The organism is Ensifer sp. 4252 (assembly GCF_050434565.1).
Classification (GTDB): Bacteria; Pseudomonadota; Alphaproteobacteria; order Rhizobiales; family Rhizobiaceae; genus Ensifer.
On sequence record NZ_JBNDIU010000006.1, the window covers coordinates 30,373 to 55,194 of the forward strand.

The following is a 24,822-nucleotide window of genomic DNA, read 5'->3' on the forward strand; positions in this document are numbered from 1 at the left end:
GTCTTGGCTGTGCGCTACTTGATCGAAATTCTAAATTCTTAATGGAGCCTCGGTGGGCCGCGTTCTTCCCCTGCTGGCGCTGCGCGCCTTTGCCGAAACCGGCCGTTATGCGAGCATCAAGCGTGCAGCGGCGGCGATGGGCGTCACATCCGGCGCTGTCAGCCAGCAGGTACGGCTGCTTGAGGAGCGACTGGGCGTGTCGCTGTTTTCGAGGACGCGCTACGGGGTCGAGCTCACCGAAGCGGGCGCCAAGGCACATCCGGCAATTCTGTCTGCATTCGACCAGCTTGAGCGCGGACTCGAGGTGCTAGAGGCCAGCAATGCCGCCGCATCGGTGACAGTCTGTACGGTTCCCTCTTTCGCCGCCTCCTGGCTGGTGCCGCGGCTTGGCCGGTTTACCAGCCGGAATCCTGGCATCGAGGTGCGGGTGGAGGCGTCGGCGACATTGACCGACCTGCGCCGGGAACGGGTGGATGTGGCCATCCGACATGGCCTCGGCGACTATCCGGGCCTGGAGAGCCTCCATCTGATGGCGCCCGAACTGATCCCGGTGGCAAGCCCTGCTTTGCTGACGGACGGCCCTCCGATCCACGCCCCCGCCGATTGCCTCTCCTATCCGCTGCTACAGGATTCGGCACGCGCCGACTGGCGCCTGTGGCTGAAGGCGCTCGGCACCGAAGACGACCCGCGCATCGAGCGCGGACCCTCCTTCGACGATGATTTCCTTCTGGTCAGGGCGGCGGTCGCCGGCCAGGGCATAGCGCTCGTCCGGGATATCTATGCACGGGAGGAAATCGCCGATGGTCGACTGGCTGTCGCGATCGACCGGCCATGGCCGAGCGAATTCGCCTACTATATCGTGACATTGCCGGCGGCGATCGAGCGTCCTGCTATCGCTCATTTCGTCGACTGGTTGATGGAAGAGGCACAAGCACAGCCATCGGCGTGCGCCGGCGTTTAAGGCGAAGCACTCGCTTTCGTCTACCCGGTCCAGCAACGATTTGACTTATGTCACGGGCGATGAATAATGTCAGAAATCGACGACTGAAGGACCCCCATGCCCATCCGCAACACCGACCAGATCATGCACAAGGCCGCGTGGCTCTACTACAGCCATGGCTTGAGGCAGGACGAAGTCGCACAGAAACTGGGGATATCACGTGCCTCGGTTGCCACGTATCTCAGGCGGGCGCGCGAGACCGGGATCGTCAATATCAGCACATCGACGGAGCTTTTCACCGACGACGTCCTGGCACGCGAACTCGAGGACGCAACCGGTGTCACCTCGGCATGGATCGTGCCGGAAGATCGCCAGGCCATGGACCCGACGGCGGAAATGCCGGTGCTGGCCGCATCCGTGTTCCTCGAACTGATCAACAAGGGTGACCGCGTCGGCGTCGCCTGGGGACGCACGGTCTATCATATCGCCGACGTCATGCCCTTTGCCGACCTGCGCGGCGTAACGGTTGTCCAGCTCTGCGGCAACCTCGGGGCGCCCTATTCCTATCGGCCGGACCAGTGCACGACGGAGATCGCGCGCCGGCTTAATGCCGAAGGCATCAATTTCTATGCGCCGCTGGTCCTGTCGTCTGAGCGGCTGGCCGAAGAGCTTCGCGGCGAACCCGTGATCCGCGAGCAACTGTCGACGATCGCGGACTGTCATCTGGCGCTCTATTCCGTCGGCGGCATCGAAGACGACAGCCATCTCGTCAAGTGTGGTGCGCTCAGCGCCGAAGAAATGCACCGCATGGGCGAAGAAGGCGCCGTCGGCGTCATCGCCGGTCAGCTGATCGACGGCGACGGCCAATGGATAAATTGCGCCCACAATCGCCGCTGCATTTCCGCCGACCTTTCGTCGATCCGTGCCATCGAGAAACGCATGCTGGTCGTCCAGGAAAACAGCAAGTTCGAGCCGCTGATGGCCGCGCTGAAGGGAGGCTTCGCCTCGCATTTGGTGGTCACCACATCGATGGCGCGCCGGGTGATGGACCGCTGGAAACGCGACGGCCTCGGCAGTGTAGGCCACGCGTGCGTCTAGCGGGGCGTCGAAGCGACGGTACAGGGCCAAAGCTCGGTAATATGCAAACGGGGCGGCCCTTCGACCGCCCCGCTCTTTTTTCATGACGACACCGCGATCAGGGCTTCGGCATCCATGCCGGCATGGCAACATCTGCATGGGCGAACTGCGGCAGCTTGGTGCCGAGCTCTTCCATGTTCTTGATGTCCTGATCGTTCAGATCCTTCTGGGTGATCAGCGTCGGCGGCACGATGACGCTGCGGCCCGGATCTTCGCCGGCAAGCAGCATGGCGAGCGTTCGGACCGAGACTTGTCCGACCACGGCCGGGTTGGTGGCGGCCGTCGCGGCCCAGGCGGAATCCGGCTCGCGCATCGCCGCGATATCTGAGGTCGAGATATCGGCGGAATAGATCTTCACGCTGGACGAAAGACCGGCTTCGTCGACCGCAATCTTGACGCCCTTGGCGAACTCGTCATAGGGCGCGAACATCACGGTGATATCCGGGTTGGCGGAAATGACCGAGCGCGCCTGGTTGGCGACCGAGTTGGCGATCGGGTTGTCCATCGTGCCAAACTGCGAGATCTCGTTGATGCCCGAATACTTGCCCTTGAATTCCTTCCACGTTTCGTCGCGCCGGTCGAGCGGCGCGATGCCGGCGACATAGACGTAGCCCGCCTTGAAGCTCTCGCCGTTGTCCTTGATCGCCTGCTCGAGGGCAAGGCGGGCGAGATCGCGGTCTGACTGCTCGACCTGCGGGATCTTCTCGTTTTCGACATTCACGTCGAAGGCCACGACCTTGATGCCGGCATCGACGGCGCGCTGGGCCGCTTCCTTCATCGATTCCGTCAGTCCGTGCTGGATGATGATCCCCTGCACGCCAAGCGCGATCGCCTGGTCGACCATGTCGGCCTGAAGCGCTGCGTCCTGCCGGCTGTCGAGAACCTGAAGCTGGACGCCGAGTGCCTTTGCCTGCGCCTCCACGCCGGCAAGGTAGGACTGGAAAAAGTCGCCGGTCGACAGATAGCGCACCAGCGCGATCTTGACGTCGCCCGGCTTGTCGAACGGCTTCGGCATGTCGGCGGCGAAGGAAGCGGTGGCAAACGCCACGGTTCCGGCAAGGCCAAGCGCCAGCTTGCCCATTGCTCTGCGTGTAATGTTCATTTCAGTCTCCTCCACTGGTGAACGTTTGTTTTCGGCCGGCGGGGCTTCCCGTCAGCGTTTGCCTCTTTTCGAGAGCGCAAAGGTGAAGATCAGGGCGATGACGAGAACCGCGCCCTTGATGAAATCCTGCGTGTAATAGGGCGCGTTCATCATCGTCAGGCCCTGGAGCAGGATGCCGACGAAGAGCGCGCCGATCGCCGTACCGAACGCATTCGGCTTGGCCGCACCCAACACGGCAAAGCCGATCAGCGCGGCGGCGACCGCATCAAGCAAGAGGTTGTTGCCCGAGGCGATGTCACCGCGGCCGAGACGGGCGGCAAGCAGAATGCCGCCGATCGAGGCAAAGACGCCCGAGATGACATAGGCCGCGATCTTGTAGGCATTGACCGGCGCGCCTGCGAGGCCCGCGGCGCGCTCGTTGGAGCCGACGGCATACATCATGCGCCCGAAACGGGTGTATTCGAGGAAGAACCAGATCAGCACTGCCAGTACGATCAGCACCACGACGGCAACCGGCACGAGGTTCGGCAGGATCAGATCGAAGCGATGACGACCAAGTGCCAGGAAGGCGGGACTGAAAGTGCCTGTGGCCACCGAACCATCAGGAAGCGTCATCCCTGCGGCGATCGAACGACCCTCGGTCGGTATACGTTGCAGGCCGAGCAGCAGAAACATCATGCCGAGCGTCGCCAAAAGGTCCGGCACGCGCATATAGACGATGATGACGCCGTTGATCAGTCCGACGAGGACGCCGATCGCCAGACAGGCGAGCGTGGCCGTCAGGGCGTCGCCGCTCATCACCACCATGACATAGGATGACGCCATCATCGACGTGGTCGCGACCGAGCCGATCGACAGGTCGAAACCGCCGACGACCAGCGTTGCCGTGACGCCGAGCGCCAGGATGCCGGTGATCGACACTGATTGCAGGATGAAGACGGCACTCTGCGGCGAGGAGAACCCGTTCGTCACCAGCGAGAAATAGACAACAAGACCGACGAGGAGAACAAGGAAGCCGTATTTGATCGCGAGGTCGCGCAGGCTGACCGCGGGAATTGGCGCCGGGGCCGGCAGCGCGGAAGCGGCGGGAGACGCGGGTTTCATCTGTTCACTGCTCATGGGGCTGTCCCTGCTGATGATGTTGGCCGGCGATCTCCTGGAGGAGGCGCTCGACGTCGACCGAAGCGTTGCGATGCTCGCCGACGATCGTATGTTCCGACATCACGAGAATGCGGTCGGCGATCTCGAAGGCTTCGTCGAGTTCGGTCAGGAAAACGATGGTTGCACGGCCTGAGGCCGAGGCGCGCAGTTTGGCGCCGATATCGCGGCGCGCGGCAATGTCGACACCTTGGAAGGGCTCGTCGAGGATCAGCAGACGCGATGGCTCGGAAAGCCAGCGCCCGACCATGACCTTTTGCTGGTTGCCGCCGGAAAGCGTCTGCATTTCGTCGCGCTCGCTGCGGCAGACGACGCCAAGTGCTGCGATCTGCGCCCGCGATTTCGCCCGTTCGGCCCGGCGGTTCGATATGCCGAAGCGCGACAGCCGCTTGAGGAACGGCAGGCTGATATTCTCGTAGATGTTAAAATCAGGAATGATGCCGCTGTCGGATCGATCCTTGGCGACCAGATATACGCCCTGGCTGATCGCCTGGCCGGTGCTGTGTGGCCGGTAGGGCGCGCCGTCGAGCGTCATCTGGCCGGCTGCTGGCGAGCGGGCGCCGAAAAGCGTCTCGGCCAGCGCCGTCTTGCCGACACCGACGAGACCGGTGACGGCGACGATTTCGCCGTCGCCAAGCGCGAGATCGAACGGTCGGGACGCCTCCGTCAGCCGCAGGCCTTTGAGCGAAAAGACGGGACCGGACCCGTCGCGCACGATCACGGCCCCCGCCGAAACCTTCTGCCCGAGCATTGCGTTGACGGCACCTTCATAATCCAGATCCGCCCCTTCGAAGCGACCGGTTATGCGCCCGTCGCGCAGCGTGACGATGCTGTCGGCGAGCCTGCGGATGTCGGACATCCGGTGCGAGATATAGAGGATCGCGACGCCGCGCGCTTTCAGTCGATCGAGAAGCTCGAACAGGCGATCGGCCTCCGCGCTCGACAGCGACGAGGTCGGCTCGTCAAGGATCAGCACCTGCGGCTCATGCGCCATGGCGCGGGCAATCGCCACCATCTGCCGGTCGGCAAGCGTCAGATCGTTGATGTCGGCGGAAAGATCGATGGCGAGGCCCATGCGGGCTGCAACGACGGCAGCCTCGCGCCTTACCCGGCGCGGGTTGAAGAACAGGCGTGCGCCACGGCCGCTCAGACGGTCGAGCGTGAGATTGGTCGCGACGTCAAGATCGGCGACGACGCCATCATTGATGTTCTGGTGAACCGTCACCACGCCTGCCCGGATCGCCTCTGCCGGCGTTGCCGGCGCGAAAGGGAGGTCGCTGAGCCGCATGTCTCCGGCATCGCTGACGTAGACGCCGCTGAGGATGCGCACCAGTGTCGACTTTCCAGCGCCGTTGGCGCCCATCAGCACCGTGACGGCACCCTTGCGCAATTCGAGATCGACGCCCTTCAGGACCGGTATCGGCCCGAAGGATTTGCGCACGCCCTCGATGCGAAACACTGCTTGTTCGCTCATGCTCTCCTCCCAATAGAGGCAGGTTAGGATGGCTATCCATCAAATGTCAAGGCGATTGACATTTGACAGAATGCCGACTTAGCTATGGCGCATGACGGCATGGCGAGGAGCAGCCGAGGCCGGCCATGCGCGTAGGGAGGACCATATGGACAAGCACGTTTTCGAGGCGCTTAGCGCCGAAACGCTGCCATTGAGACTAAGCGGCAACGCAGCACTATGCGACAGGATCGGCGGCGATCATGGCCGCTGGCAGGTCAAGGAGGTCGGCGACGGCAACCTCAATCTCGTCTTCATCGTCACGGGGGAGAAGGGAGCTGCGATCGTCAAGCAGGCGCTTCCCTATGTCAGGCTCGTCGGCGAACGTTGGCCTTTGCCGCTGAAGCGCTCTTTCTTCGAATATCACGCCCTCATCCGCCAGGCGGCGCGCGACCCGGGCATGGTGCCGGAAATCCTGTTCTTCGACACCGAGCAGGCGATGATCATCATGGAATACCTGACGCCGCACGTGATCCTGCGGCGCGCACTGATCGCGGGGCGCACGCTGCCGAAGATCGGTCGCGATCTCGGGCTTTTCGCAGCCCGCACGCTTTTCCGCGGCTCGGATCTTTCGATGCCGACGCGCGACAAGAAAGCCGATCTCGCGCTTTTCGCCGACAATGTCGAACTCTGCGACATCACCGAAAACCTGGTCTTTTCCGATCCTTACTTCGAGGCGGAGATGAACCGGCATACGACCCCGCACCTCGACGGCCTGGTCGAAGAGCTCCGCCGCGACCGCGACCTGAAGGTCGAGGCCCAACGGCTGAAACACATCTTCTCCGCCAAGGCCGAGACCCTCTGCCACGGCGACCTGCATACCGGTTCGGTCATGGTCACCGACGACGAGACGCGCGTCATCGACCCGGAATTCGCCTTCTACGGCCCGATCAGCTTCGATGTCGGCATGCTCTTGGCGAACTTCTGGATGAGCTATTTCTCGCAAGAAGGCCACGAGACCGCCGCCGGCGAACGCGACCAGATGCGTGCCTACCTCTTGGATACCGTCGATACGATCTGGGAAACCTTCTGCGACGAGTTTTCGACACTGTGGCGCAGCGAGCGCAAGGGCATCCTCTACCAGGCAAGCCTTTTCGAAGACTGCGACGACCCGTTCGGCTCGGAACAGGCGCTGACCATCGTCCTTGATGAGATCTACCGCGAGATGCTCGGCTTTGCCGGGGTCGAGATCCTCAGGCGCATCCTCGGCCTTGCCCACAATGCCGATTTCGAAACCATCGGAGACCTCAGCCGCCGCGCCGAATGCGAAAGCAAGGCGCTGAAGCTCGGGCGCCATCTTGCCGTCAACCGAGATCGCATTGCGAGCCTCAGAGACATTCGCGCCACGGCGCAACGGCTTCAGCAGGAGACACTTTCGTGAAAGTCGGAGAAAAGCACTACCATACGATCTGGCTCAACGCCGACGGCCGCTCCGTCGATATCATCGACCAGCGCTGGCTGCCGCATGAGTTCCGGGTCGTCACGCTGAAGACGGTCGAAGACGTGGCGGTTGCCATCCGCGACATGTGGGTGCGCGGTGCGCCGCTGATCGGCGTCACCGCCGCCTACGGCATCGCGATTGCCATGGCGGACGACCCGTCCGACCGCCATCTCGACGCGGTATGGGAAGAACTCAACGAGACCCGGCCGACGGCGATCAACCTGCGCTGGGCGCTCGAGGCCATGCGGCAGTTCCTGCGGCCGCTTTCTGTCGAAGACCGTGCCGAGGCAGCCTACCGACGCGCCGGCGAAATCGCCGAAGAAGACGTGCAGCTCAACCGGGCGATTGGGACCAATGGCCTCAAGATCATCCGCGAGATCGCGGCAACCAAGAAGCCCGGCGAGCCGGTCAACATATTGACCCACTGCAATGCGGGGTGGCTCGCGACCGTCGACTACGGAACGGCCACCGCCCCAATCTACATGGCGACCGAGGCGGGCATTCCGGTGCATGTCTATGTGGACGAGACCCGGCCGCGCAACCAGGGTGCGCAACTGACGGCCTGGGAGCTGAACGGCCACGGCGTGCCGCACACGCTGATCGTCGACAATGCCGGCGGCCACCTGATGCAGCACGGCGCCGTCGACATGGTGATCGTCGGCACCGACCGCACCACCGCCAACGGCGATGTCTGCAACAAGATCGGAACCTATCTGAAGGCGCTTGCCGCCAGCGACAACAATGTCCCCTTTTATGTCGCCCTGCCGTCGCCGACCATCGACTGGACGGTCAAGGATGGCGTCAAGGAGATCCCGATCGAGGAACGCACCGGCGACGAGGTGAGCTTCGTTCAGGGCCGCGGCCCCGATGGCTCGATCATCTCGGTTCGCGTCTCGCCCGAAGGCAGCCCTTCGGCAAACCCGGCCTTCGACGTGACGCCGGCGCGGCTGATCACCGGCCTCATCACCGAGCGCGGTGTCGCAATGCCTTCGCCGCAGGGCCTCAAAGCGCTGTTTCCGGAAAGGAGCTGACCGGTGAGCCTCACGAACCAGAAGACCACCGAAGAGATCGCGCTCGGCATTCGCCGTCGCGTCTTCTTCCACACGATGAAGAACAATGGCGGCTATCTGAGCCAGGCCTGCTCGGCCGCAGAAAGCCTCGCGCTGCTCTACAACGAGATCCTCAAGCTCGGAGAGCCGACATTGCCGAAGGTGCCGCTGCCGTTTCGCGGCGTGCCTTCCGCCGATAATCCCGATGCCTTTACCGGCGCCGGCTACCACGGTCCGGCAGCCCCGGAATATGATCGTTTCATCATCTCGCCGGCACATTATGCGCTGGTGATCTACTGCGCGCTGATCGAGGTCGGCCGCATGGATGAGCACGCGCTCGACCATTTCAACAAGGACGGAAGCTCCGTCGAGATGATCGGTGCCGAACACAGCCCGGGCATGGAGGTAACGACCGGCTCGCTGGCGCAAGGCCTTTCCATGGCTGCGGGCGTCGCCTTCGCCCGCAAGAAACGCAACGAGCCTGGCAAGGTCTGGGTCTACATGTCCGACGGGGAATTCCAGGAGGGCCAGACCTGGGAGTGCCTTAACGCCATGGCCCACCACGGCATCGACAACATTCGCGTCATCGTCGACGTCAACCGTCAGCAATGCGATGGCGCCATGTCCTCGGTTCTCGATCTCGGCGACCTTGCCGGCCGGGTTGCAGCCTTCGGTGCCACCTGCCGCTCGATCGACGGCCACAATTTGCAGGCCATGCGCGACGCGGCCAACAGCGCTGAGCCGGGCAAACCGCTGATCATCCTCGCCAATACGTCGCCGTTCCAAGGCATGAATTTCCTGCAAAAGCGCTTCCCGCGCCTTCACTACGTGCGCTTCAAGAGCACTGAAGAGAGGCTTGAGATGCAGACGGCACTGGCCGCCGAACTGGGCGTGAGCCCGAACGAAATGGAAGGGGCCTGACCATGGTCGAAATCGTCAACCGCCCTTATGCCAAAGCCTTCGAGGCTTTCGCCACGGCGCGCCCGGAAGTTCTTTGCCTTTCGGCCGACCTGACCTCCTCCTGCGAGGTCGATAGCTTCCGCGACCGGCACCCCGAACAGTTCCTGTCGCTCGGCATGGCCGAGCAGAACATGCTCTCCTTCGCCGGCGGCCTTGCCATGCAGGGCTATCGGCCCTTCATCCACACCTTCTCGGTCTTCCTCTACCGGCGCCCCTACGACCAGCTGATCAACTCGATCGCCTATTCCAATCGCAAGGTGCGGCTGATGGGCTTCCTGCCGGGCATCACCACGCCCGGCGGCATCACCCACCAAGCGATCGAGGATATCGCCGTCCTGCGTGCGGTCCCGAACATGACCATCCTGGAGACCGGCGACGCGACCGAGGTCGAAACAGTGCTCGAGGTGGCCGACGCGATCGACGGACCGGTCTACGTCCGCATCCTGCGCGGCGAAGTCCCGCGTCTCTTCTCGACGCCGTTCGCGTTCAACAAGCTGCGCACACTCTCGGAAGGCGACGACATTCTCGTCGTCAGTTCCGGCGTCTGCACCGAGGAAGCCTTGCGTGCCACAAAGCCGATCGAAGCCCGCGGCATCGGGCTTCATCATCTGCACGCCTCGACGCTGAAGCCGTTTGACCGCGACGGCCTGCTCAGGGCCGCGCGCGGCAAGAAGGGCATCGTCACGCTGGAAAACCATACTATCGTCGGCGGGCTTGGTTCGATTGTTGCCGAGATCGTTGCCGAAGAGGGCCTTGGCGTCCGCCTTAAGCGTCTCGGCCTGAAGGACACGTTTGCCCATGGTGCCTCGAAGCCTTACCTGATGAAGAAGTATGGCCTCGACGCCGGCGCGCTGGTGTCGGCGATCGAGGAGCTGACCGGCAAAACGCTCGATATCGGCGAGGACGAACTGACCGAGGTCCGCCTCGATCACGTGCACTCGGCGCAGAAGGCGGAGGCGCTCTGATGGCTCCGCGGTTCACCGTCAGCTACTACGTCAGGGCCGCGGACGAGGCCGAGGCGCGAGCTCGGGCGCTTGATATCGCCCTGGAACAGACGGTCGAGATCCCGCGGGATGTCGTGCCCAAAGGCTATGTCGAGGACGAAATCCTCGGCAAACTCGAAGGCCTCGCGCAGGACCCGAATGGCCGTCCCGGTTATCTCGCTGATGTCTCCTACAGCGAAGACGATGTCGGCGGCGACTTCCTGCAATTCCTCAACATCGTCTTCGGCAACAGCTCGATCAAGCCGGGCCTGAAGGTCGAGGACATCGGCCTGTCGAAGGGTATCCTCGCGCTTTGCCCTGGCCCGCGGCACGGCATTGCCGGGCTGCGGCAAAGAGCCGGCATCGGCGCGCAGCCGCTGCTGATGTCGGCGATCAAGCCGGTCGGATTGTCCTCAGCCGAACTCGCGCGCCGCGCGCACGACTTCGCCCTCGGCGGCATGCATTTCGTCAAGGACGACCACGGGCTGGTCGATCAAAGGACGTCGCCATTCGCCGAACGCTTGGCAGCCTGCGTCGACGCTGTCGGCGAAGCCAATGCCAAGAGCGGCGGGCGGGCGAGGTTCGTCCCGAATATCACCGCGTCGGCAAAAGAGCTGTTCGAGCGGGCGATCATGGCCGAAGAGGCCGGCGCCGGTGCGGTGATGATTTCCCCGGCGCTGGCCGGCTACGATGTGATCCACACGTTGGCGTCCGATCCGGCCTTCACCCTGCCGATCGTGTCGCACCCGGCGTTCTCAGGCGCCAATGTCGTCTCGCCGGATACCGGCTTTTCGCATCGTTGCTTCTACGGCGCCTTGCAGCGGCTGATGGGCGCCGATGCGGCGATCTATCCGAATTTCGGGGGGCGCTTCGGCTTCACTCGCGAGGAATGCCAGTCGATCGCCAGGGCCTGCGCCGTCGACATGGGCGGCCCGAAGGCGATCGTGCCGGCTCCCGGCGGCGGCATGAACCTCGGCCGCGTGCCGGAAATGCGCGAGGCTTACGGCAACGACGTGATGTACCTGATCGGCGGTGCATTGCTTCAGGACACCGACATCGTTTCAGCCAGCCGCCGGATCGTCGAAGCGGTCGTAAGCTAAGCGCCGGACGGTTGAGCAACAGGTAACCTCCCCGGGTACTGCCGAGCGCGATGGTGCGCTCGGCAGTCTTGATCACCGTCGCGGCAAGGACAAGACCTGCCTTTTGGCCGTGCACCCGCAAAGGCGCTTTCCGGGGTGCCTACTCCTTCGCACGAACGACTTCGTCGCCTGTGGAAGAACTTGCAGCACTCCCGGTTCGTCTGATGTCGAGCTGTCGCAGTCCCGGAAGAAACAAAGCAAGCAGCGTCGTGGCCGCCAAGGCAACTGCGCACCCGAAAAGCAGGCGCTGCGCCCCGAAGACTTCGACGGCTCCACCGGCGAGAATTATGGCCAGCGGGATTGCCGACAGTTCCAGCGCATCCGCCGCCCCCAGCACCCGTCCGCGCAGTTTGACCGGCACGCGGCGAAGAGCGGCTGTCGCGACAATCGGACCGATCGGCCCGGTTGCAAATCCGGCCATGCCACCGGCGGCAATCAGCACCGAAGCCGGGGGCGCGAATGCGAGCACGAGGATGGCGAGCGCCTCGACAGCGCAGCCGAAGATCAGGATGCCACGTCCGGAAAGCCGGTGTCCCCAGGCGGCATAGGCAAGCGTGCCGACGATGGCGCCGCCGCCGGTTGCCGACAGGAACAGGCCGAGGCTCATCGCGCCTTGCCCTGTTGCCTTGAAGAAGGCCGGCATGATGACGGCCTCCATCGCACCGAAGACGATGCCGAACAGTGTTCCGAGCATGATCAGACTGCGTAGCAGCGGATCGCGCAGCAGAAACCGGACGGCTTCCAATGCGCCGCCCAGACCGATGGCAACATCCTCGGCTCCAACCGATTTGCGGCGCGTCGGCAGGGAGATGACGTCGAGTATGGCCGCTGCGAGTGAACATGCCGCGGTCAGCCACAGTGTGTCCTCGACGCCGACCAGCGCGATCATCACACCCGCAAGCGCCGGGCCTACCAGCACGCCGGCGCTCTCGGTCAGTTCATCGACGGCCTTGACCCGCTCCAGCCGGAACCCGGCGAGACGCGCCAGCTCCGGATGGCGGCTTTCGGCGGCGATCGATGCCGGGCCGTCCATTGCCGCACCGATGGCGATCAAGACGACGAGCGTGCCGATTCCGAGCATTTCCAGATGATAGAGAAGCGGCACGGCTGCGACCGCGAGCGCGCTTGTGAAATCGCCCGTGAACGCGATCCAGCGTGGGCCGAAGCGATCGACAAGGCCGCCGCCAAACAGCGAGCCGGCAATCATCGGCAAAACGCCCGCCGCAGCCGCGATACCGGTCCACAACGCGCTTCCGGTCAGCGTCAACACGAACCATGGCAGAGCCACCATGGCAACCGCATTTCCGAGCGTCGAGAATGCGCCTGCCATGACGCTGCCCAAGACCGGCAGCCGCCGGCGGATGCGAATGGGATAGCCTTTCATGCGGCCGCCATCGGGCGGAGACGGAGTTGGTCTTGCCTGACAAAGGCTTGCATCGGATCGCACTTGGTGTTGGAGGCCGGGCAAGATTGCGCATGACCGGGCGGGATCTAGCCACTTAAATTAATTAACCGATTACTTGATCTATTATTCGCACATGCTATTTCTGCCGTCAAGCAGGTGCCTGACCTCGCTTGAATCAGCCACTGTCCGCATCGGCGTGCGACCAACCAATTTGAAGGGACTTATGTCTGTGTTTGCACAAGAAATAACCGAGTTCTGGCGGAGAACCTTCCTGGGCGGAGTTGTCCTCCATCGCGACGACAGCTTTACTGTCTCGGTGAACCCCGATTTAAGCGATGAAAACAGGGTGATGATGCTGGAAGCCACCGACGGCCAAACGATGGCGGTGCTGACGGCTGAACTCGCCGATCGCCTGAACCTCGCAAGGCGACCGGACCTCACAGAGCCGGCCTTTCGCCGGATACTGGACGAAGCATCGGTCACGGTGCACGGCGCCGACTATGTATTCTACTTCCCTGAAGCGGCGAGGAGTTCGCTGATGCGTGACAAGCTGACGAGCGATTTGCGACTGCTGACGGCGCGAGACGAAGCGGCCTTTGCCGCCTTCGAGGATGCCGCGTCGGAGCAGGATCTGGAGGACGCCTATGTGGAATTGGTTCACTGGGCGGTGTTCGGTGCTTTCGAGCAGGGTCGCCTGGTCTGTGCCGCCAGCATGTATCCTTGGGAGGATGCACAGATTGCCGACACAGGCGTCCTGACGCTCCCGTCTTTCAGAGGAAAAGGCCACGCGCGCAACGTCGTCCGCGCGATTAGCAGGTATGCCTACGAACAGGGCTTCGAGCCCCAGTACCGATGCCAGCTCGACAACCAGGCCTCCGCGGCGCTTGCCAAGGCGGCGGGCTTGGCCCTGTTTGGAAAGTGGGAGGTGATTTCCCCTACATCCGCGAATTGAGCGACTGCCGTCGCTCAACGGCTGCCGGCCCCCACTCTCAATATCGCCGGATTACTTACCGCTCCTGCGACGATGCGCATCCCGCCTTCGGGAGACGTCCGAGCGAAGCGGGCGCCCGCTCGTCAGTCGGTGTCGCGATCGAACTGGTTGACGATGCGCATGGTCGCCTTTCGCTGGGCGTGGCGCACCTCGGCATCGCTTCTGCTTTTCAGCATCAGGTGGGCGGCACGCACCGCCGGCAGGGCTACCGGCTTGTAGCCGGGCTCGGTGATCGTACGGGCTGTCGAGTTAAGCTTTGACTTATGCATATGTTCACTCCTCATTCGAACACTGCCCAGGTCGTTCACGCACCTGAAGAGGCACGATCTGAGACCGGACACGGTGGGAGCGTGCCCGCCAATGGAGGCGAGCGTTTGATCAGACGATTCAAGATTTGTTGCGGTCTGAAATGACGTTTCGGTGTGATCGGATGAACCAGAACCTCCCAACTCCGCAATCGCCTCGAGAAGCCGGAACTCTCCTTCTGCATGCAGACGCTCTCTAGCGAACAGCAAAGCCCGCACGAAACGACAGCACTGGCCGCACCTTGACAAGGGCAGCCGCGCTCGGTAAGTTCATTATATAGCACACGTTCAGTATATTGAACAAGGGAAAAATCGCGATGAGCGGCCGGGGCGCGGAACGAATTTTGGACCTGATCGAGTGGCTGGCGTCGCGCAGCGAGGCCGTCTCGCTCGCCGAGGTCGTGCAGGCTCTTTCCCTGCCGAAGAGCAGCACGCTGCTTCTGCTGCGCACCCTGGTCGAGGCCCGGTACGTCGCCCGCCAGACCGACGGCCGCTACCTGCTGATCCGGCTGCCCGGCGAGCCATCGGAAGCAAACAGCGGCTGGGGTACGATCTTGCGGGTGGCCGAGCCGCTCCTTCGCGAAACGGTCGCGGCGATCGAGGAGACCGGCTTCATCGCCGTGCTGACGGACGACCGGCAGGTTCGCTATCTCAATAAGATCCTGCCCATGCGCGAGATCCGCTATGACCGCGATATCGCCACCCAGCGTGTCGCGCACTACGTCGCAAGCGGGCTGATGCTGCTGTCCGGCCTCACGGATCAGGAGCTCGAAACCTATCTCGGCCGATCCGTCCCTGACGAAGACGACCCCGAAGCCATTGCCGAGCGCGTGAGCGCCGGGCGCCGGGACGGCTATGTCGCCAATCTCTACGGCCGGGTCGAGGGTGCTGCCGGCGTTGCGGCACCGATCCGAGATCCCGATGGCCGCATCGTCGCCGTCGTCAACATTTCCGGTCCGCGCGAGCGGATCGCCAACAACCTCGACCGCGTCACCAAGGCGACGGTCGAGGCCGCGCGTCGCGCAAGTGAGGAGCTTTCGCGACGCATATTCAAAAATGGGAAAACCCACGGGAGGAATTGATGTCCTATTTGAAGAGAGAGCTTGCCGGTTGGCTGCTTGCCGCATCGGCGACGTTCTCAACCAGCGCCTTCGCCCAGGAACCGAAGCTGCCTGACTACTATCCGGCCGATTACGGCCAGATCGTCGAAGCGTCGCGCAAGGAAGCAGGACTCGTCGTCTACTCCAACATGGCCGACAACAACTGGCAGCCTGTCATCAAGGGCTTCAACGAACTCTATCCCTGGATCAAGATCGAGACGCTCGACCTCGGCTCCGGCACCGTGCACACCCGCTGGGAAGCCGAGGCCGGCAGCGGGGCGCGCACCGCCGATGTCCTGGTTTCGGGCGCAAACGACCGCTGGGCACGCTATGGCAGCGAAGCGCGCATGCTCGACTATCCGAGCCCGGAAACCGAACGCCTGCCGGGCTTCGCCAATCCTTACCCGGGCATCTACGTGATGTCGGCGGACCCGCTCGTCATCACCTATAACGCCGCCCTGCTGCCGGAGGGTCAGCGCCCGACCGGCTTCGCCTCGCTCGTCAAGGCGGCCGCAGCCGACAAGGCGACGTTCGACGGCAAGATCACCACCTATGATGCCGCTCGCAACTCCTTCGGTCTTGCTGCCTGGTGGAAGACCCTGCAGGTCAAGGGCGACGACGGCTGGAAGGGATTGCGCGAAATCGGCCCGATGATCCGCGGCGAAGTCTCCGGCGGCCCGATGAACGAAAAGATCGCCACCGGCGAATATCTCGTCGGCATCGCTGTCTCCGGCATCACCATCTTCCCCCGCCTGGAGCAGCCCGGCGGCGAGATCCTCGGCTTTGCCTTCCCCGATGACGGCACCCCGGTCATGCTTCGCGGCCTCGGCATTCCGAGCGAAGCGGCCAACCCGAACTCGGCGAAGCTTTTCGTCGACTACCTCCTCAGCCAGAAGGGCCAGACCCAGGTCGGCAAGGGCGGACTGACCCCTTACCGCGAGGACGTCGACGAAGCCGAGGTTCGCTACACCTATCAGGCGATCGCCGCCAAGGTGGGCATGGAAAATCTGATCGCCGTCGGCTTCGACAAGGCGCTCATCGATGACGCTGGGGGTTTTGCCACCAAGTGGACCGCCGCGATGGCCGGCAACTAACGAGCTTCGGCTCGGGAACCGTCTGCCGCGATACGGTCAGCCGGCGGTTCCCCCTGCTCTCATTTTCAACTCTACGAAGCCTGGCGACCGTCTTTTCGCGTTTGCAGACGGCTTTCGAGGACTATTGCCATGACCGAGCTCTCAGCAGGGTCGGCACCGAGCGCCACGCGTGACCGGTCGACCATCACCTTTTGGGCCGTAAGCATCCTGACCACGATCCTGGTGATCGGGCCGATTGCACCCATCATTCTCCAGGCGTTTCTCGATCGGCCGCTCTACAAGCCCGACGCCGTCGTCACTGCGGGCAACTTCGTTCGCCTGTTCACCGAGGCGGGCATGGGCAAGATCGTGCTCAACACGCTCTTCTTCGCCGTCGTCACGATGGTCGTCGCCCAACTCTTCGGCTCGGTCATGGCCGTCATCGTCGGCCGCACCAATCTGCCCGGGCGCAAATGGATCGGCGAGATCCTGATCTGGCCGCTTTTCGTCAGCAACCTCGTCATGGCTTTCGGCTGGTTCACCATGTACGGCCCGTCGGGCTATATCACCCTCGCCTTCAAGGCCAGCACCGGGCTCAGCCCGTGGAACCTTTACAGCCTGACCGGCATGAGCATCGTTGCCGGGCTTAGCCAGGCGCCGCTTGCCTACCTCATGTGCATCGGTGCTGTCACCAAGGCCGACGCACAGCTCGAGGACGCCGCCCGTTCGGCAGGCGCCAGCCCCATGCGCGCACTGATCAGCATCACCGTTCCGATGATGCGGCCGGCAATGGTTTATTCCGCGGTGCTGAACTTCGTCATTGGCATCGAGATGCTGGCGATCCCGCTGGTCTTCGGCGGCCCGAGCGGCATTCACACGGTGACGACCTTCCTCTACGACCAGGGCATCAATGCCGCGGTGCAATCCGACTACGGCATCGTCGGCGCCGGCGCGGTCATGCTGCTTTTGATCGTCGGCCTGCTCGTCTGGCTGCAGGGCCGGTTGATGAAGGACAGCGGTCGCTTCGTGACGGTGCGCGGCAAGGCCTCCCGCCCCTCGCTCGTCGATCTCGGACACTGGCGCTGGATCGCCTTTGCGGCCGTCGCTGCCTATGTGCTCTTCACCATCGTCGCCGTCTTCGCCGGCATTTTCATGCGCGCAAGCGTCAGCTTCCTGACGCCGTTGGTCCCGTTCTGGAAACTGCTGACCTTTGCCAACTTCGAGCTGATCTTCAACCAGCCGGGCTATGTCAGGGCGATCCTCAATTCCGTGGTCATCTCCTTCCTCGGTGGCATCATCGGCACCGCCTGCGTCGTGCTCATCGCGCTTGTCGCCAAGCGCTCCGAATTCCGCTTCCGCCGGGCACTGGAGTATGTCGCGCTGTTCCCGCGCTCGCTGCCCGGCATCATCGCCGGCCTCGGCTTCTTCTATGCGGTTGTCTGGGTGCCGGGCCTCGACATGATCCGCGGCACGATCTGGATTCTGATCGCCGCCTTTGTCGTGCGTTACATCCCGATCGGTTTCGGTGCGATCGCGCCGGCGCTGTCGCAGATCGGCGAAGAGCTTGACCGCGCCTCGCGCATTTCCGGCGCCGACTGGTGGACGACGGTCACCCGCATCGTCCTGCCGCTGTTGAAGCCGGCACTGTTTTCAAGCTTCGCGCTGCTCTTCATCCACTTCTTCAAGGAGTATGTGACGGCGGTTTTCCTCTACCAGCCGGGATCCGAAATCATCGGCTCGACCATGCTGCAGCTCTATGCCCAGGGCGACAACGGTCCCGTTTCTGCCCTCGCAACCATCCAAGTCATCATCACGGCCTTCTTCGTCTTCATGGCGCGCCGTCTGCTGGGAGCCAAGATCTATGGCTGATCTCATCCTCGACAATCTGTCCATCAACTACGGCTCCTACAAGGCCGTCAGCGACGTCTCGCTCACCATCCCGAAGGGCGAATTCCTGACATTGCTCGGCCCTTCCGGCTGCGGCAAGTCGACGACGCTGTTTGCAATCTCCGGGCTCAACCACGCGACGTCGGGTGCAATCCGCATGGGCGATCGCGTGCTCTTCGACGGCAAGTCCGGAACGGTGGTGCCACCTGAACAGCGCAACATCGGGCTGGTCTTTCAAAGCTACGCGCTTTGGCCGCATATGTCGGTGGCGGAAAACCTCGCCTTCCCGCTGAAACTGCGCAAGATCGGCCGCGCCGAGCAGGACAAGCGCATCAAGGAAGCGCTTGAACTTGTCGAGATGGCCAAGTTCGCGGAGCGTTATCCTTTCGAACTTTCCGGCGGCCAGCAGCAGCGCGTGGCGCTTGCCCGGGCACTCGTCTATCGCCCTGGTCTGCTCTTGCTCGACGAGCCGCTATCCAATCTCGATGCAAAGCTGCGCGAACGCGCCCGCGTCTGGTTGCGCGAGTTGCAGGAGCGGCTCGGCGTCACGACCGTTTACGTCACGCACGATCAGGCGGAAGCGCTTGCCGTTTCCGACCGCATTGCGGTGATGGACACGGGGCGTATCCGTCAGCTCGGCACGCCGAAGGAGATCTATGAAACGCCGGCCGATGCCTTCGTCGCCGACTTCATCGGCTCCTCCAACTTCCTGACAGGCACCGTGGTCGATCGTGCGGCGGGCATTGCCAATGTTCGCCTCGAAGACGGCACGGTGATCAAGGCAAACGCCGGCAGGAACGGTGCGGACAAGAACGTCGTCATTGCCGTGCGTCCGGAACGGCTGCAAATCGTCGGAAGCGCCGGCGAGAACGTCGTGCAGGCAACCGTCCAGGGCGGCTCCTATCTCGGCTCCGTCTATCAGTACGAGCTGACAGGTGCGGGCAGCACTTTCCGCGTCCAGACCGCACGTGAGGTCGCCGACAAACATGTCTTCGTCTACGTGCCGCCGGAAGCCTCGACGCTGTTTGCCGCGCAATCCCGGCCGCAGGCCTGAGCCCGTGAGCGCGGAGAACGTCATGACAAAGGAACCCATAAGCTTCGACGCTGACGCGAAAGGGCCGCTTGCCGGCATTCGCGTCGTCGATCTTTCGCGGTTGGTCGCCGGCAACATGCTGTCGCTGCAGCTCGGCGATTTCGGCGCCGACGTCATCAAGGTCGAGCCGCCGGTCGGCGATCCCTTGCGCGACTGGCGCGACGGCGGAAGCTCGCTCTACTGGAAGACCTATGGCCGCAACAAACGTTCGGTCATGCTCAACCTTCGCGAACCGGCGGCGATGGACGCCATGCTCAAGCTGCTCGACACGGCCGATGTGTTCATCGAGAACTTCCGCCCGGGTACGCTCGAGGAGATGGGCATGGCGCCGGACACACTGCTCGCCCGCAATCCAGATCTGGTCATCGTGCGCATTTCCGGCTTCGGCCAGACCGGCCCTTACGCCACCCTGCCGGGGTTCGGCACGCTGGTGGAAGCGATGAGCGGCTTTGCCGCCCGCACCGGTTTTCCCGATCGCGAACCGGTGCTGCCGCCCCTGGCGCTCGCCGACATGATCGCCGGCATCTACGGTTCTTCCGCTGTCAGCATGGCGCTTTTGGCGCGGCAACGCGGCACGGCGCGCGGCCAGGTCATCGACCTGTCGCTGCTGGAGCCGATGTTCTCCGTGCTCGGACCGGAGGCCGCGATCTACAAGACGACCGGCAAGATCAAGGAACGGGTCGGCAGCGGTTCCAACACGACATCACCGCGCAACGTCTACCGATGCGCCGATGGCAAATATGTGGCCCTTTCCGGCTCCACCCAGGCGGTCGCCAAACGCATCTTCGAAATCATCGACCGGCCCGAAATGATCACTGATCCGCGCTTTGCCACCAATACCGACCGGGTTCGCAACCGGCCACTGGTCGATGAGGCTGTCGGCGCGTGGTTTGCGACAAGGGAGCGCGACGAGGCGCTCGACATCATGCGCCGGGCCGGCGCGACAGTCGGGCCGGTCTACAACATCGCCGACGCCTTCAGCGACGCGCATTTCATCGAGCGCGAGGTCTTCACCGAGGTGGAGGATCGCGAGCACGGTTCGCTACCGATGCACAACATTCTACCGCGGATGTCGGTAACGCCCGGCGTCTGGCGCAACCCGGCACCGGCGCTTGGCGAAAACACCCGCGACGTCCTCAACGAAGTCGGCCTGTCGACCGACGAAATCGACCTGATCATGGGGGGAAGAACCGAATGATGCTGCGCTCCCTCCTTTATGTTCCCGGCAGTTCGCCCCGCTTTCTGGACAAGGCCCACGAACGCGGCGCCGACGCGATCATCATCGACCTGGAGGACGCTGTCGCTGCGAACGAAAAGGATGCGGCAAGGGCTGCCCTTGCTCGAACCGTGCCGATGGTTGGCCAGAGCGGTGCTCTGGTGATCGTGCGGATCAACACCCATGACGAAACCACCATGCTGGCCGACGCCAGCGCCGCCTGCGAGGCGGGTGCATATGCGCTTTACATTCCCAAGGTGTCGTCGCCTGACATTCTGCACCAGCTCGACGGGCACCTGCAGCCGCTGGAAACCGCCGCGCACCGGCTGCCGATGCGGTTTGCGCCGCTGATCGAAGATCCCAAGGGATTGCTCAACGCCTCGCCGATCGCCGCAGGCCCGCGTGTCTTTGCGCTGTCCGCCGGTGGTGAGGATCTTGCAACATCCATGGGCGCGCAGCCGACGCCCGAGGTTCTGCGCGTACCGAAGCTGATGATCCACTACGCAGCGAAAGCCGCTGGCGTCCTCTCATTCGGATTGCTGCGCAGCACGGCCGACTATGCCGACAAGGCAGTGTTGGCTGCAGCCATAAAGGAAGCCAAGGACTTCGGTTTCGACGGTGCCACCTGCATTCACCCGAGTGTCGTTCCCCTGTTGAACGACGGTTTTTCGCCTTCCGAGGAAGAGCTCGACCGTGCGCGCCGCCTGATCATTGCCGCCGATGCCGCCGCGCAGGCGGGGATCGGCGCATTTACCTTCGAGGGCAAATTCGTCGACCTGCCGATCGTCACGCGTGCCCGCGCATTGCTCGCGCGCTCCTCGGGCTGATCCGATCACGCGGCGCCCGCCCCCCGCATCTATCCTGGAGAACAGAGTGTCCGACCTTCCAGCTGCCGAGAGACCTATGAACCGCAAATGGCGCGTCCTCGTGACCCACAACAGAATTGCTGAGAGCGCCGTCGAGTTGCTCAACGCCCATGACTGCGACGTCTTCTTTTCTCCCCCCTATGACGCCTCGGATGTCGTTGCCGCACGCGCCGCCGATCTCGGCGTCGATGCGATCATGGTCCGCCAGGGCCAGATCAACGAGACCGTCATTGCCGCATCGCCGAAGCTGAAGGTCATCGTCAAACATGGCGTCGGCGTCGACAACGTCGATATCCAGGGCGCGGCCGATCGCGGCATACCGGTGTTGCGCTCGATGGGCTCGAACGCGCGCGCGGTCGCCGAGCACACGATCGCGCTTTCGCTGGCGCTGATCAAGGAGATCGGGCCGCTGACCGCGGCGGTGAAAGGCGGCCAATGGCCGAAACCGACCTTCATGGGACGCGACATCGCCGGCACGCTCATGGGGCTCATCGGCTATGGCGCGATCGGTCGCGAAACCGCGGCCATGGCACGCGCACTCGGCATGACCGTGATCGTCTACGATCCGCATGCCTCGGCCACGCTCGCACAAGAAAACATTGCCGCCATCGACGACGTTGACGAGCTTGTCGCCCGCGCCGACATCGTCAGCCTGCATTGCCCCTTGACGGCAGAGACGCACCACCTCATCGACGCCCGTCGTCTGGCGCTGATGAAGCCGACGTCCTTCATCGTCAACACGGCCCGCGGCGGCATCATCGACGAGGCCGCGCTTGCCGACGCCCTGCGTGACAGGCGTATAGCCGGTGCGGCGCTCGACAGCTTCGCTGCCGAACCGCCGACCTCCGACAACCCGCTCTGGGCCTCGCCGCTGGTGCTGGCCACACCCCACATCGGCGGTGTCACCCACGGCTCGTCGAAAGCGATGGCCGAGATCGCGGCGCGCCACATCATCAGCGTCCTCAACGGCCAAGCGCCGGATGCCTTCAGCCTTGCGACACCGCAGAGTCTCGGCCTGCGCAAGGTGACCGCCTGAAGCTTCTTCAGGAAAAGTGCGAAGCGGTTTTCTGCCAGGAAATACGTAAAAACAACGAGATAGTGCATTTCCGCGACCCCGTTCAAGCCGGAAACGCGCTAAAGCTCCACAAGGAAGAACACATGCCCATCGGTTTCAGAGTGAAAAACAGCATGGAACGCGTCGATGCCTCGTACGTCGGGGCCTTCCGCGTTCTGCCCGTCGCCAACGTGTCCGACAGCATGTCGCGGCTTGTCGCGGGCGGCGATCGGCTACGCCCGATGCATGGCGGCGGCGTGCTTGCCGGCCCGGCGCTGACGGTCAAGACCTGCCCGGGCGACAACCTGATGCTGCACAAGGCGATCGACATGGCGGCGCCGGGCGACGTGATCGTCGTCGATGCCGGCGGCGACACGACCAATGCGCTGATGGGCGAACTGATGCTGGCGCACGCGATCAAGCGCGGCGTCGGCGGCTTCGTTCTCAACGGTGCAATCCGCGACGCCGAAGCCATCCGCGCCCAGCACCTGCCGCTCTATGCGCTTGGCGTCACCCATCGCGGCCCCTACCGTACCGGACCGGGCGAGATCGGCTTCCAGATTTCCATCGCCGGCATGGTCATCAATCCGGGCGACCTGATGCTCGGCGACATCGACGGCGTCGTCTGTGTCCCGACGGCTGATGCCGAGGCAGTCTTGAAAGCAACCCGGGCCAAACACGACGCCGAAGCCAGGCAGATGGCAGCGACGCTTTCAGGGACGACCGACAGGTCCTGGGTGGACCAGGAACTTCAGCGGCTGGGCTGCGCCCTGGTCGACTAGCCTGCTCGATCAACAGGCGGGGACCAGCCACTGACCTGGTTCGCAAGGCAGTTTTCGGCAAAGGGGGGGGCAAGCAACTGTCAGCGAAAGAGTTCGCCCGGCTGATCGGCCGTGAGCGTAGAGAAACAAACAGCCGGGTTCCCATCCGCTCGTTTTACGACGATAGCTGCCCGACCGCTCCAACAACGCAGCGCTCAAGGTTGCCGCCTGCCGATCGTCGGCCAAACACCCCGGCGTCGGTGACGGAGCCTGCGGCCTCTATGCCGGCGACGGCGCAAGCCTCGTCATCGTCAAACGCACCGCCGGTGAGGCCGAGCGCGCCGGCGCGTGCGATCATTGACCCTGCTTACCCTTGACCGTTTGGTGCGGTGGCAGGCTCTCGACAAGGGCAGTGACCGCGCATTCCTCCGCCATCAGAGCCCTTTGGTCATTCTCGGGAACCCGCCGGTCTAGACGCGACCGAACAAGAACTGCGCCATGAACCTCACCGCGGCGCCACGACGTACATTACGGTGGCACGAATGCCCCGATTTTGTCCAATTCCTCTCTCGAGCGACGAGATCCGGTCCCATAGTGTCTGCCGATGCCGACGTTAGATGTCGCGGGGGAGACGAAGATGAAAAGCACGCTAGATACCTACATCGCAAGCCGGCGCCAGTTCCTGCTCGTCGCAGCAGCCTTGGCCGCCACTGGTGCAACAGCGAGGAGCAAGGCCATGGCCGAGGAAGCATCCAAGAATGTCGTAGGCGGCAATGGCGTCACCATCGCCACGGGGACCTTTGGCGATCCCTCCGCGCCGCCGGTGCTTTTGATCATGGGGGCGATGGCCTCGATGCTGTGGTGGCCCGACGAATTCTGCCGCAAGCTGGCGGAGCGTGGCCGCTACGTCATTCGCTATGACAACCGCGACACCGGGCTTTCCACCAAATATGCCCCTGGCAATCCCCCCTATTCGATGGAGGACATGGCCGGCGACGCGGTTGCCGTGCTCGACGCCTATGGCGTTGCGTCGGCTCACGTCGTCGGCATGTCGCTCGGCGGCATGATCGCCCAGATCCTGGCTTTGTCAGCCCCGGAACGGGTGTCGTCGCTGACCCTTGTCAGCACCACGCCGATCGGCCTCGAACTTGAGCTACCGCCGATAAGTGCTGCCTATATGGAACATGCCGCCGCAGCCGAAAGCCTTGACTGGTCGGACCGGGCCCAAGTGATCGACTTCATGGCCAAGGATGCCCGCATCGTTGCAAGCACCGCGCACGCCCATGACGCGGACTGGATCCGTGCCTTCGTCGAGCGGGATTATGATCGCTCGGCCGGCCTGCTCTCCGCCACGAACCACTTCATGCTTCAGGGCGGCGGCACCGTCAAAGGCAAACTCAAATCGCTCGAGGCGCCGCTGCTGGTGTTCCACGGCACCACCGACCCGATCTTCTCGGTCGAGCATGGGCTGGCGATTGCCGATGCCGTGCCGGGTTCCGAATTTATCGCGATCACCGGCGGCGGCCATGAGCTCCACAGGGACGATTGGGGTATCATCATTCCGGCTATCGTAAAGCACACCGAATAGGCGAAGGGCACCCCACCATCAGCCATCCACATCACAGACACGCAGGGCGGAACGAAACGCTCTG

Annotated in this window: 22 protein-coding genes and 1 pseudogene; 17 read left to right on the forward strand and 6 right to left on the reverse strand. The window is 63.4% G+C overall.

What is annotated here, in order from left to right; all coding sequences use genetic code 11:
- Positions 1 to 52: 52 nt before the first annotated feature.
- Together gcvA and ABIE33_RS14520 are read left to right on the forward strand one after the other, a co-directional pair.
- Entirely contained in the window at positions 53 to 961 is a 909-nt protein-coding gene (gene gcvA / locus ABIE33_RS14515; RefSeq protein WP_429126045.1) for a transcriptional regulator GcvA, read from the forward strand.
- Between the two features lie 96 nt (positions 962 to 1,057).
- Positions 1,058 to 2,038 carry a sugar-binding transcriptional regulator gene (locus ABIE33_RS14520; protein WP_429126047.1) on the forward strand — a complete coding sequence of 327 codons (981 nt, stop codon included), beginning with the start codon at positions 1,058 to 1,060 and terminating at the stop codon, positions 2,036 to 2,038.
- A 97-nt stretch (positions 2,039 to 2,135) separates the two neighbouring features.
- Here ABIE33_RS14520 and ABIE33_RS14525 read toward each other — a convergent pair whose 3' ends face one another.
- Genes ABIE33_RS14525 through ABIE33_RS14535 form a run of 3 tightly spaced genes read right to left on the reverse strand, consistent with a single transcriptional unit; the run spans position 2,136 to position 5,811 of the window.
- Positions 2,136 to 3,179: a substrate-binding domain-containing protein gene (locus tag ABIE33_RS14525; RefSeq protein ID WP_429126049.1), complete on the reverse strand. Its 1,044-nt coding sequence runs from the start codon at positions 3,177 to 3,179 to the stop codon at positions 2,136 to 2,138.
- Between the two features lie 51 nt (positions 3,180 to 3,230).
- Positions 3,231 to 4,298 carry an ABC transporter permease gene (locus ABIE33_RS14530; RefSeq protein WP_429126051.1) on the reverse strand — a complete coding sequence of 356 codons (1,068 nt, stop codon included), beginning with the start codon at positions 4,296 to 4,298 and terminating at the stop codon, positions 3,231 to 3,233.
- Positions 4,288 to 5,811: a sugar ABC transporter ATP-binding protein gene (locus ABIE33_RS14535; protein WP_429126053.1), complete on the reverse strand. Its 1,524-nt coding sequence runs from the start codon at positions 5,809 to 5,811 to the stop codon at positions 4,288 to 4,290. Before ABIE33_RS14535 ends, ABIE33_RS14530 begins: the two co-directional genes overlap by 11 nt.
- 145 nt (positions 5,812 to 5,956) lie before the next feature.
- Between ABIE33_RS14535 and mtnK the strand changes: the two genes are divergently transcribed.
- The 5 genes from mtnK to ABIE33_RS14560 are packed head-to-tail and all read left to right on the forward strand — an operon-like array spanning position 5,957 to position 11,380.
- Entirely contained in the window at positions 5,957 to 7,228 is a 1,272-nt protein-coding gene (gene mtnK / locus ABIE33_RS14540) for an S-methyl-5-thioribose kinase (RefSeq protein ID WP_429126054.1), read from the forward strand.
- Entirely contained in the window at positions 7,225 to 8,319 is a 1,095-nt protein-coding gene (mtnA, locus tag ABIE33_RS14545; RefSeq protein ID WP_429126056.1) for an S-methyl-5-thioribose-1-phosphate isomerase, read from the forward strand. Before mtnK ends, mtnA begins: the two co-directional genes overlap by 4 nt.
- Before the next feature lie 3 nt (positions 8,320 to 8,322).
- Entirely contained in the window at positions 8,323 to 9,258 is a 936-nt protein-coding gene (locus ABIE33_RS14550) for a transketolase (RefSeq protein ID WP_429126058.1), read from the forward strand.
- A gap of 2 nt (positions 9,259 to 9,260) precedes the next feature.
- Positions 9,261 to 10,262 carry a transketolase family protein gene (locus ABIE33_RS14555; protein WP_429126060.1) on the forward strand — a complete coding sequence of 334 codons (1,002 nt, stop codon included), beginning with the start codon at positions 9,261 to 9,263 and terminating at the stop codon, positions 10,260 to 10,262.
- Positions 10,262 to 11,380, forward strand: a complete 1,119-nt coding sequence (locus ABIE33_RS14560) for a RuBisCO large subunit C-terminal-like domain-containing protein (RefSeq protein ID WP_429126061.1) — start codon at positions 10,262 to 10,264, stop codon at positions 11,378 to 11,380. Before ABIE33_RS14555 ends, ABIE33_RS14560 begins: the two co-directional genes overlap by 1 nt.
- 139 nt (positions 11,381 to 11,519) lie before the next feature.
- Here ABIE33_RS14560 and ABIE33_RS14565 read toward each other — a convergent pair whose 3' ends face one another.
- Positions 11,520 to 12,803 (reverse strand): MFS transporter, encoded by a 1,284-nt coding sequence (locus ABIE33_RS14565; RefSeq protein WP_429126063.1) that lies wholly within the window; start codon positions 12,801 to 12,803, stop codon positions 11,520 to 11,522.
- Between the two features lie 244 nt (positions 12,804 to 13,047).
- Between ABIE33_RS14565 and ABIE33_RS14570 the strand changes: the two genes are divergently transcribed.
- Positions 13,048 to 13,776 carry a GNAT family N-acetyltransferase gene (locus tag ABIE33_RS14570; RefSeq protein WP_429126065.1) on the forward strand — a complete coding sequence of 243 codons (729 nt, stop codon included), beginning with the start codon at positions 13,048 to 13,050 and terminating at the stop codon, positions 13,774 to 13,776.
- A gap of 122 nt (positions 13,777 to 13,898) precedes the next feature.
- Here ABIE33_RS14570 and ABIE33_RS14575 read toward each other — a convergent pair whose 3' ends face one another.
- The gene (locus tag ABIE33_RS14575; protein ID WP_429126067.1) at positions 13,899 to 14,084 is read right to left on the reverse strand and encodes a hypothetical protein; all 186 of its coding nucleotides are present in this window, start codon (positions 14,082 to 14,084) and stop codon (positions 13,899 to 13,901) included.
- 353 nt (positions 14,085 to 14,437) lie between these two features.
- On the opposite strand from ABIE33_RS14575, the gene ABIE33_RS14580 reads away from it, so the two are divergent.
- The 8 genes from ABIE33_RS14580 (at position 14,438) to ABIE33_RS14615 (ending at position 23,191) form a co-directional block, all read left to right on the forward strand.
- A complete protein-coding gene (locus tag ABIE33_RS14580; RefSeq protein WP_429126069.1) occupies positions 14,438 to 15,202 on the forward strand; it encodes an IclR family transcriptional regulator in 765 nt (254 codons plus the stop codon).
- A complete protein-coding gene (locus ABIE33_RS14585) occupies positions 15,202 to 16,314 on the forward strand; it encodes an ABC transporter substrate-binding protein (protein WP_429126071.1) in 1,113 nt (370 codons plus the stop codon). Before ABIE33_RS14580 ends, ABIE33_RS14585 begins: the two co-directional genes overlap by 1 nt.
- Before the next feature lie 129 nt (positions 16,315 to 16,443).
- Positions 16,444 to 18,162, forward strand: a complete 1,719-nt coding sequence (locus tag ABIE33_RS14590) for an ABC transporter permease (protein ID WP_429126073.1) — start codon at positions 16,444 to 16,446, stop codon at positions 18,160 to 18,162.
- Complete coding sequence (locus ABIE33_RS14595) at positions 18,155 to 19,234, forward strand: ABC transporter ATP-binding protein (RefSeq protein WP_429126075.1); 1,080 nt, start codon at positions 18,155 to 18,157, stop codon at positions 19,232 to 19,234. The genes ABIE33_RS14590 and ABIE33_RS14595 overlap by 8 nt, the downstream gene beginning before the upstream one ends.
- Before the next feature lie 22 nt (positions 19,235 to 19,256).
- The gene (locus ABIE33_RS14600) at positions 19,257 to 20,471 is read left to right on the forward strand and encodes a CaiB/BaiF CoA transferase family protein (protein ID WP_429126077.1); all 1,215 of its coding nucleotides are present in this window, start codon (positions 19,257 to 19,259) and stop codon (positions 20,469 to 20,471) included.
- Positions 20,468 to 21,316, forward strand: a complete 849-nt coding sequence (locus ABIE33_RS14605; RefSeq protein WP_429126078.1) for an HpcH/HpaI aldolase/citrate lyase family protein — start codon at positions 20,468 to 20,470, stop codon at positions 21,314 to 21,316. The genes ABIE33_RS14600 and ABIE33_RS14605 overlap by 4 nt, the downstream gene beginning before the upstream one ends.
- Positions 21,317 to 21,362: 46 nt before the next feature.
- Positions 21,363 to 22,391, forward strand: coding sequence for a hydroxyacid dehydrogenase (locus ABIE33_RS14610; RefSeq protein WP_429126080.1), 1,029 nt, complete (start codon positions 21,363 to 21,365; stop codon positions 22,389 to 22,391).
- 122 nt (positions 22,392 to 22,513) lie between these two features.
- Entirely contained in the window at positions 22,514 to 23,191 is a 678-nt protein-coding gene (locus ABIE33_RS14615; RefSeq protein ID WP_429126082.1) for an RraA family protein, read from the forward strand.
- A 229-nt stretch (positions 23,192 to 23,420) separates the two neighbouring features.
- Here ABIE33_RS14615 and ABIE33_RS14620 read toward each other — a convergent pair.
- Positions 23,421 to 23,513 (reverse strand): annotated as a pseudogene (locus ABIE33_RS14620) (heme-binding protein); the annotation flags it as partial.
- Positions 23,514 to 23,906: 393 nt separating this feature from the next.
- Between ABIE33_RS14620 and ABIE33_RS14625 the strand changes: the two are divergent.
- Positions 23,907 to 24,758, forward strand: coding sequence for an alpha/beta fold hydrolase (locus ABIE33_RS14625; protein ID WP_429126406.1), 852 nt, complete (start codon positions 23,907 to 23,909; stop codon positions 24,756 to 24,758).
- The last annotated feature ends 64 nt before the right edge of the window (positions 24,759 to 24,822 follow it).

Coding starts and splice junctions, on each gene's coding strand:
- ABIE33_RS14520 (WP_429126047.1), top strand. CDS start 1,058: ATGCCCATCCGCAACACCGACCAGATCATGCACAAGGCCGCGTGGCTC.
- ABIE33_RS14525 (WP_429126049.1), bottom strand. CDS start 3,179: ATGAACATTACACGCAGAGCAATGGGCAAGCTGGCGCTTGGCCTTGCC.
- ABIE33_RS14530 (WP_429126051.1), bottom strand. CDS start 4,298: ATGAGCAGTGAACAGATGAAACCCGCGTCTCCCGCCGCTTCCGCGCTG.
- ABIE33_RS14535 (WP_429126053.1), bottom strand. CDS start 5,811: ATGAGCGAACAAGCAGTGTTTCGCATCGAGGGCGTGCGCAAATCCTTC.
- mtnK (WP_429126054.1), top strand. CDS start 5,957: ATGGACAAGCACGTTTTCGAGGCGCTTAGCGCCGAAACGCTGCCATTG.
- ABIE33_RS14555 (WP_429126060.1), top strand. CDS start 9,261: ATGGTCGAAATCGTCAACCGCCCTTATGCCAAAGCCTTCGAGGCTTTC.
- ABIE33_RS14560 (WP_429126061.1), top strand. CDS start 10,262: ATGGCTCCGCGGTTCACCGTCAGCTACTACGTCAGGGCCGCGGACGAG.
- ABIE33_RS14565 (WP_429126063.1), bottom strand. CDS start 12,803: ATGAAAGGCTATCCCATTCGCATCCGCCGGCGGCTGCCGGTCTTGGGC.
- ABIE33_RS14570 (WP_429126065.1), top strand. CDS start 13,048: ATGTCTGTGTTTGCACAAGAAATAACCGAGTTCTGGCGGAGAACCTTC.
- ABIE33_RS14575 (WP_429126067.1), bottom strand. CDS start 14,084: ATGCATAAGTCAAAGCTTAACTCGACAGCCCGTACGATCACCGAGCCC.
- ABIE33_RS14580 (WP_429126069.1), top strand. CDS start 14,438: ATGAGCGGCCGGGGCGCGGAACGAATTTTGGACCTGATCGAGTGGCTG.
- ABIE33_RS14585 (WP_429126071.1), top strand. CDS start 15,202: ATGTCCTATTTGAAGAGAGAGCTTGCCGGTTGGCTGCTTGCCGCATCG.
- ABIE33_RS14590 (WP_429126073.1), top strand. CDS start 16,444: ATGACCGAGCTCTCAGCAGGGTCGGCACCGAGCGCCACGCGTGACCGG.
- ABIE33_RS14595 (WP_429126075.1), top strand. CDS start 18,155: ATGGCTGATCTCATCCTCGACAATCTGTCCATCAACTACGGCTCCTAC.
- ABIE33_RS14600 (WP_429126077.1), top strand. CDS start 19,257: ATGACAAAGGAACCCATAAGCTTCGACGCTGACGCGAAAGGGCCGCTT.
- ABIE33_RS14605 (WP_429126078.1), top strand. CDS start 20,468: ATGATGCTGCGCTCCCTCCTTTATGTTCCCGGCAGTTCGCCCCGCTTT.
- ABIE33_RS14615 (WP_429126082.1), top strand. CDS start 22,514: ATGCCCATCGGTTTCAGAGTGAAAAACAGCATGGAACGCGTCGATGCC.
- ABIE33_RS14625 (WP_429126406.1), top strand. CDS start 23,907: ATGGCCGAGGAAGCATCCAAGAATGTCGTAGGCGGCAATGGCGTCACC.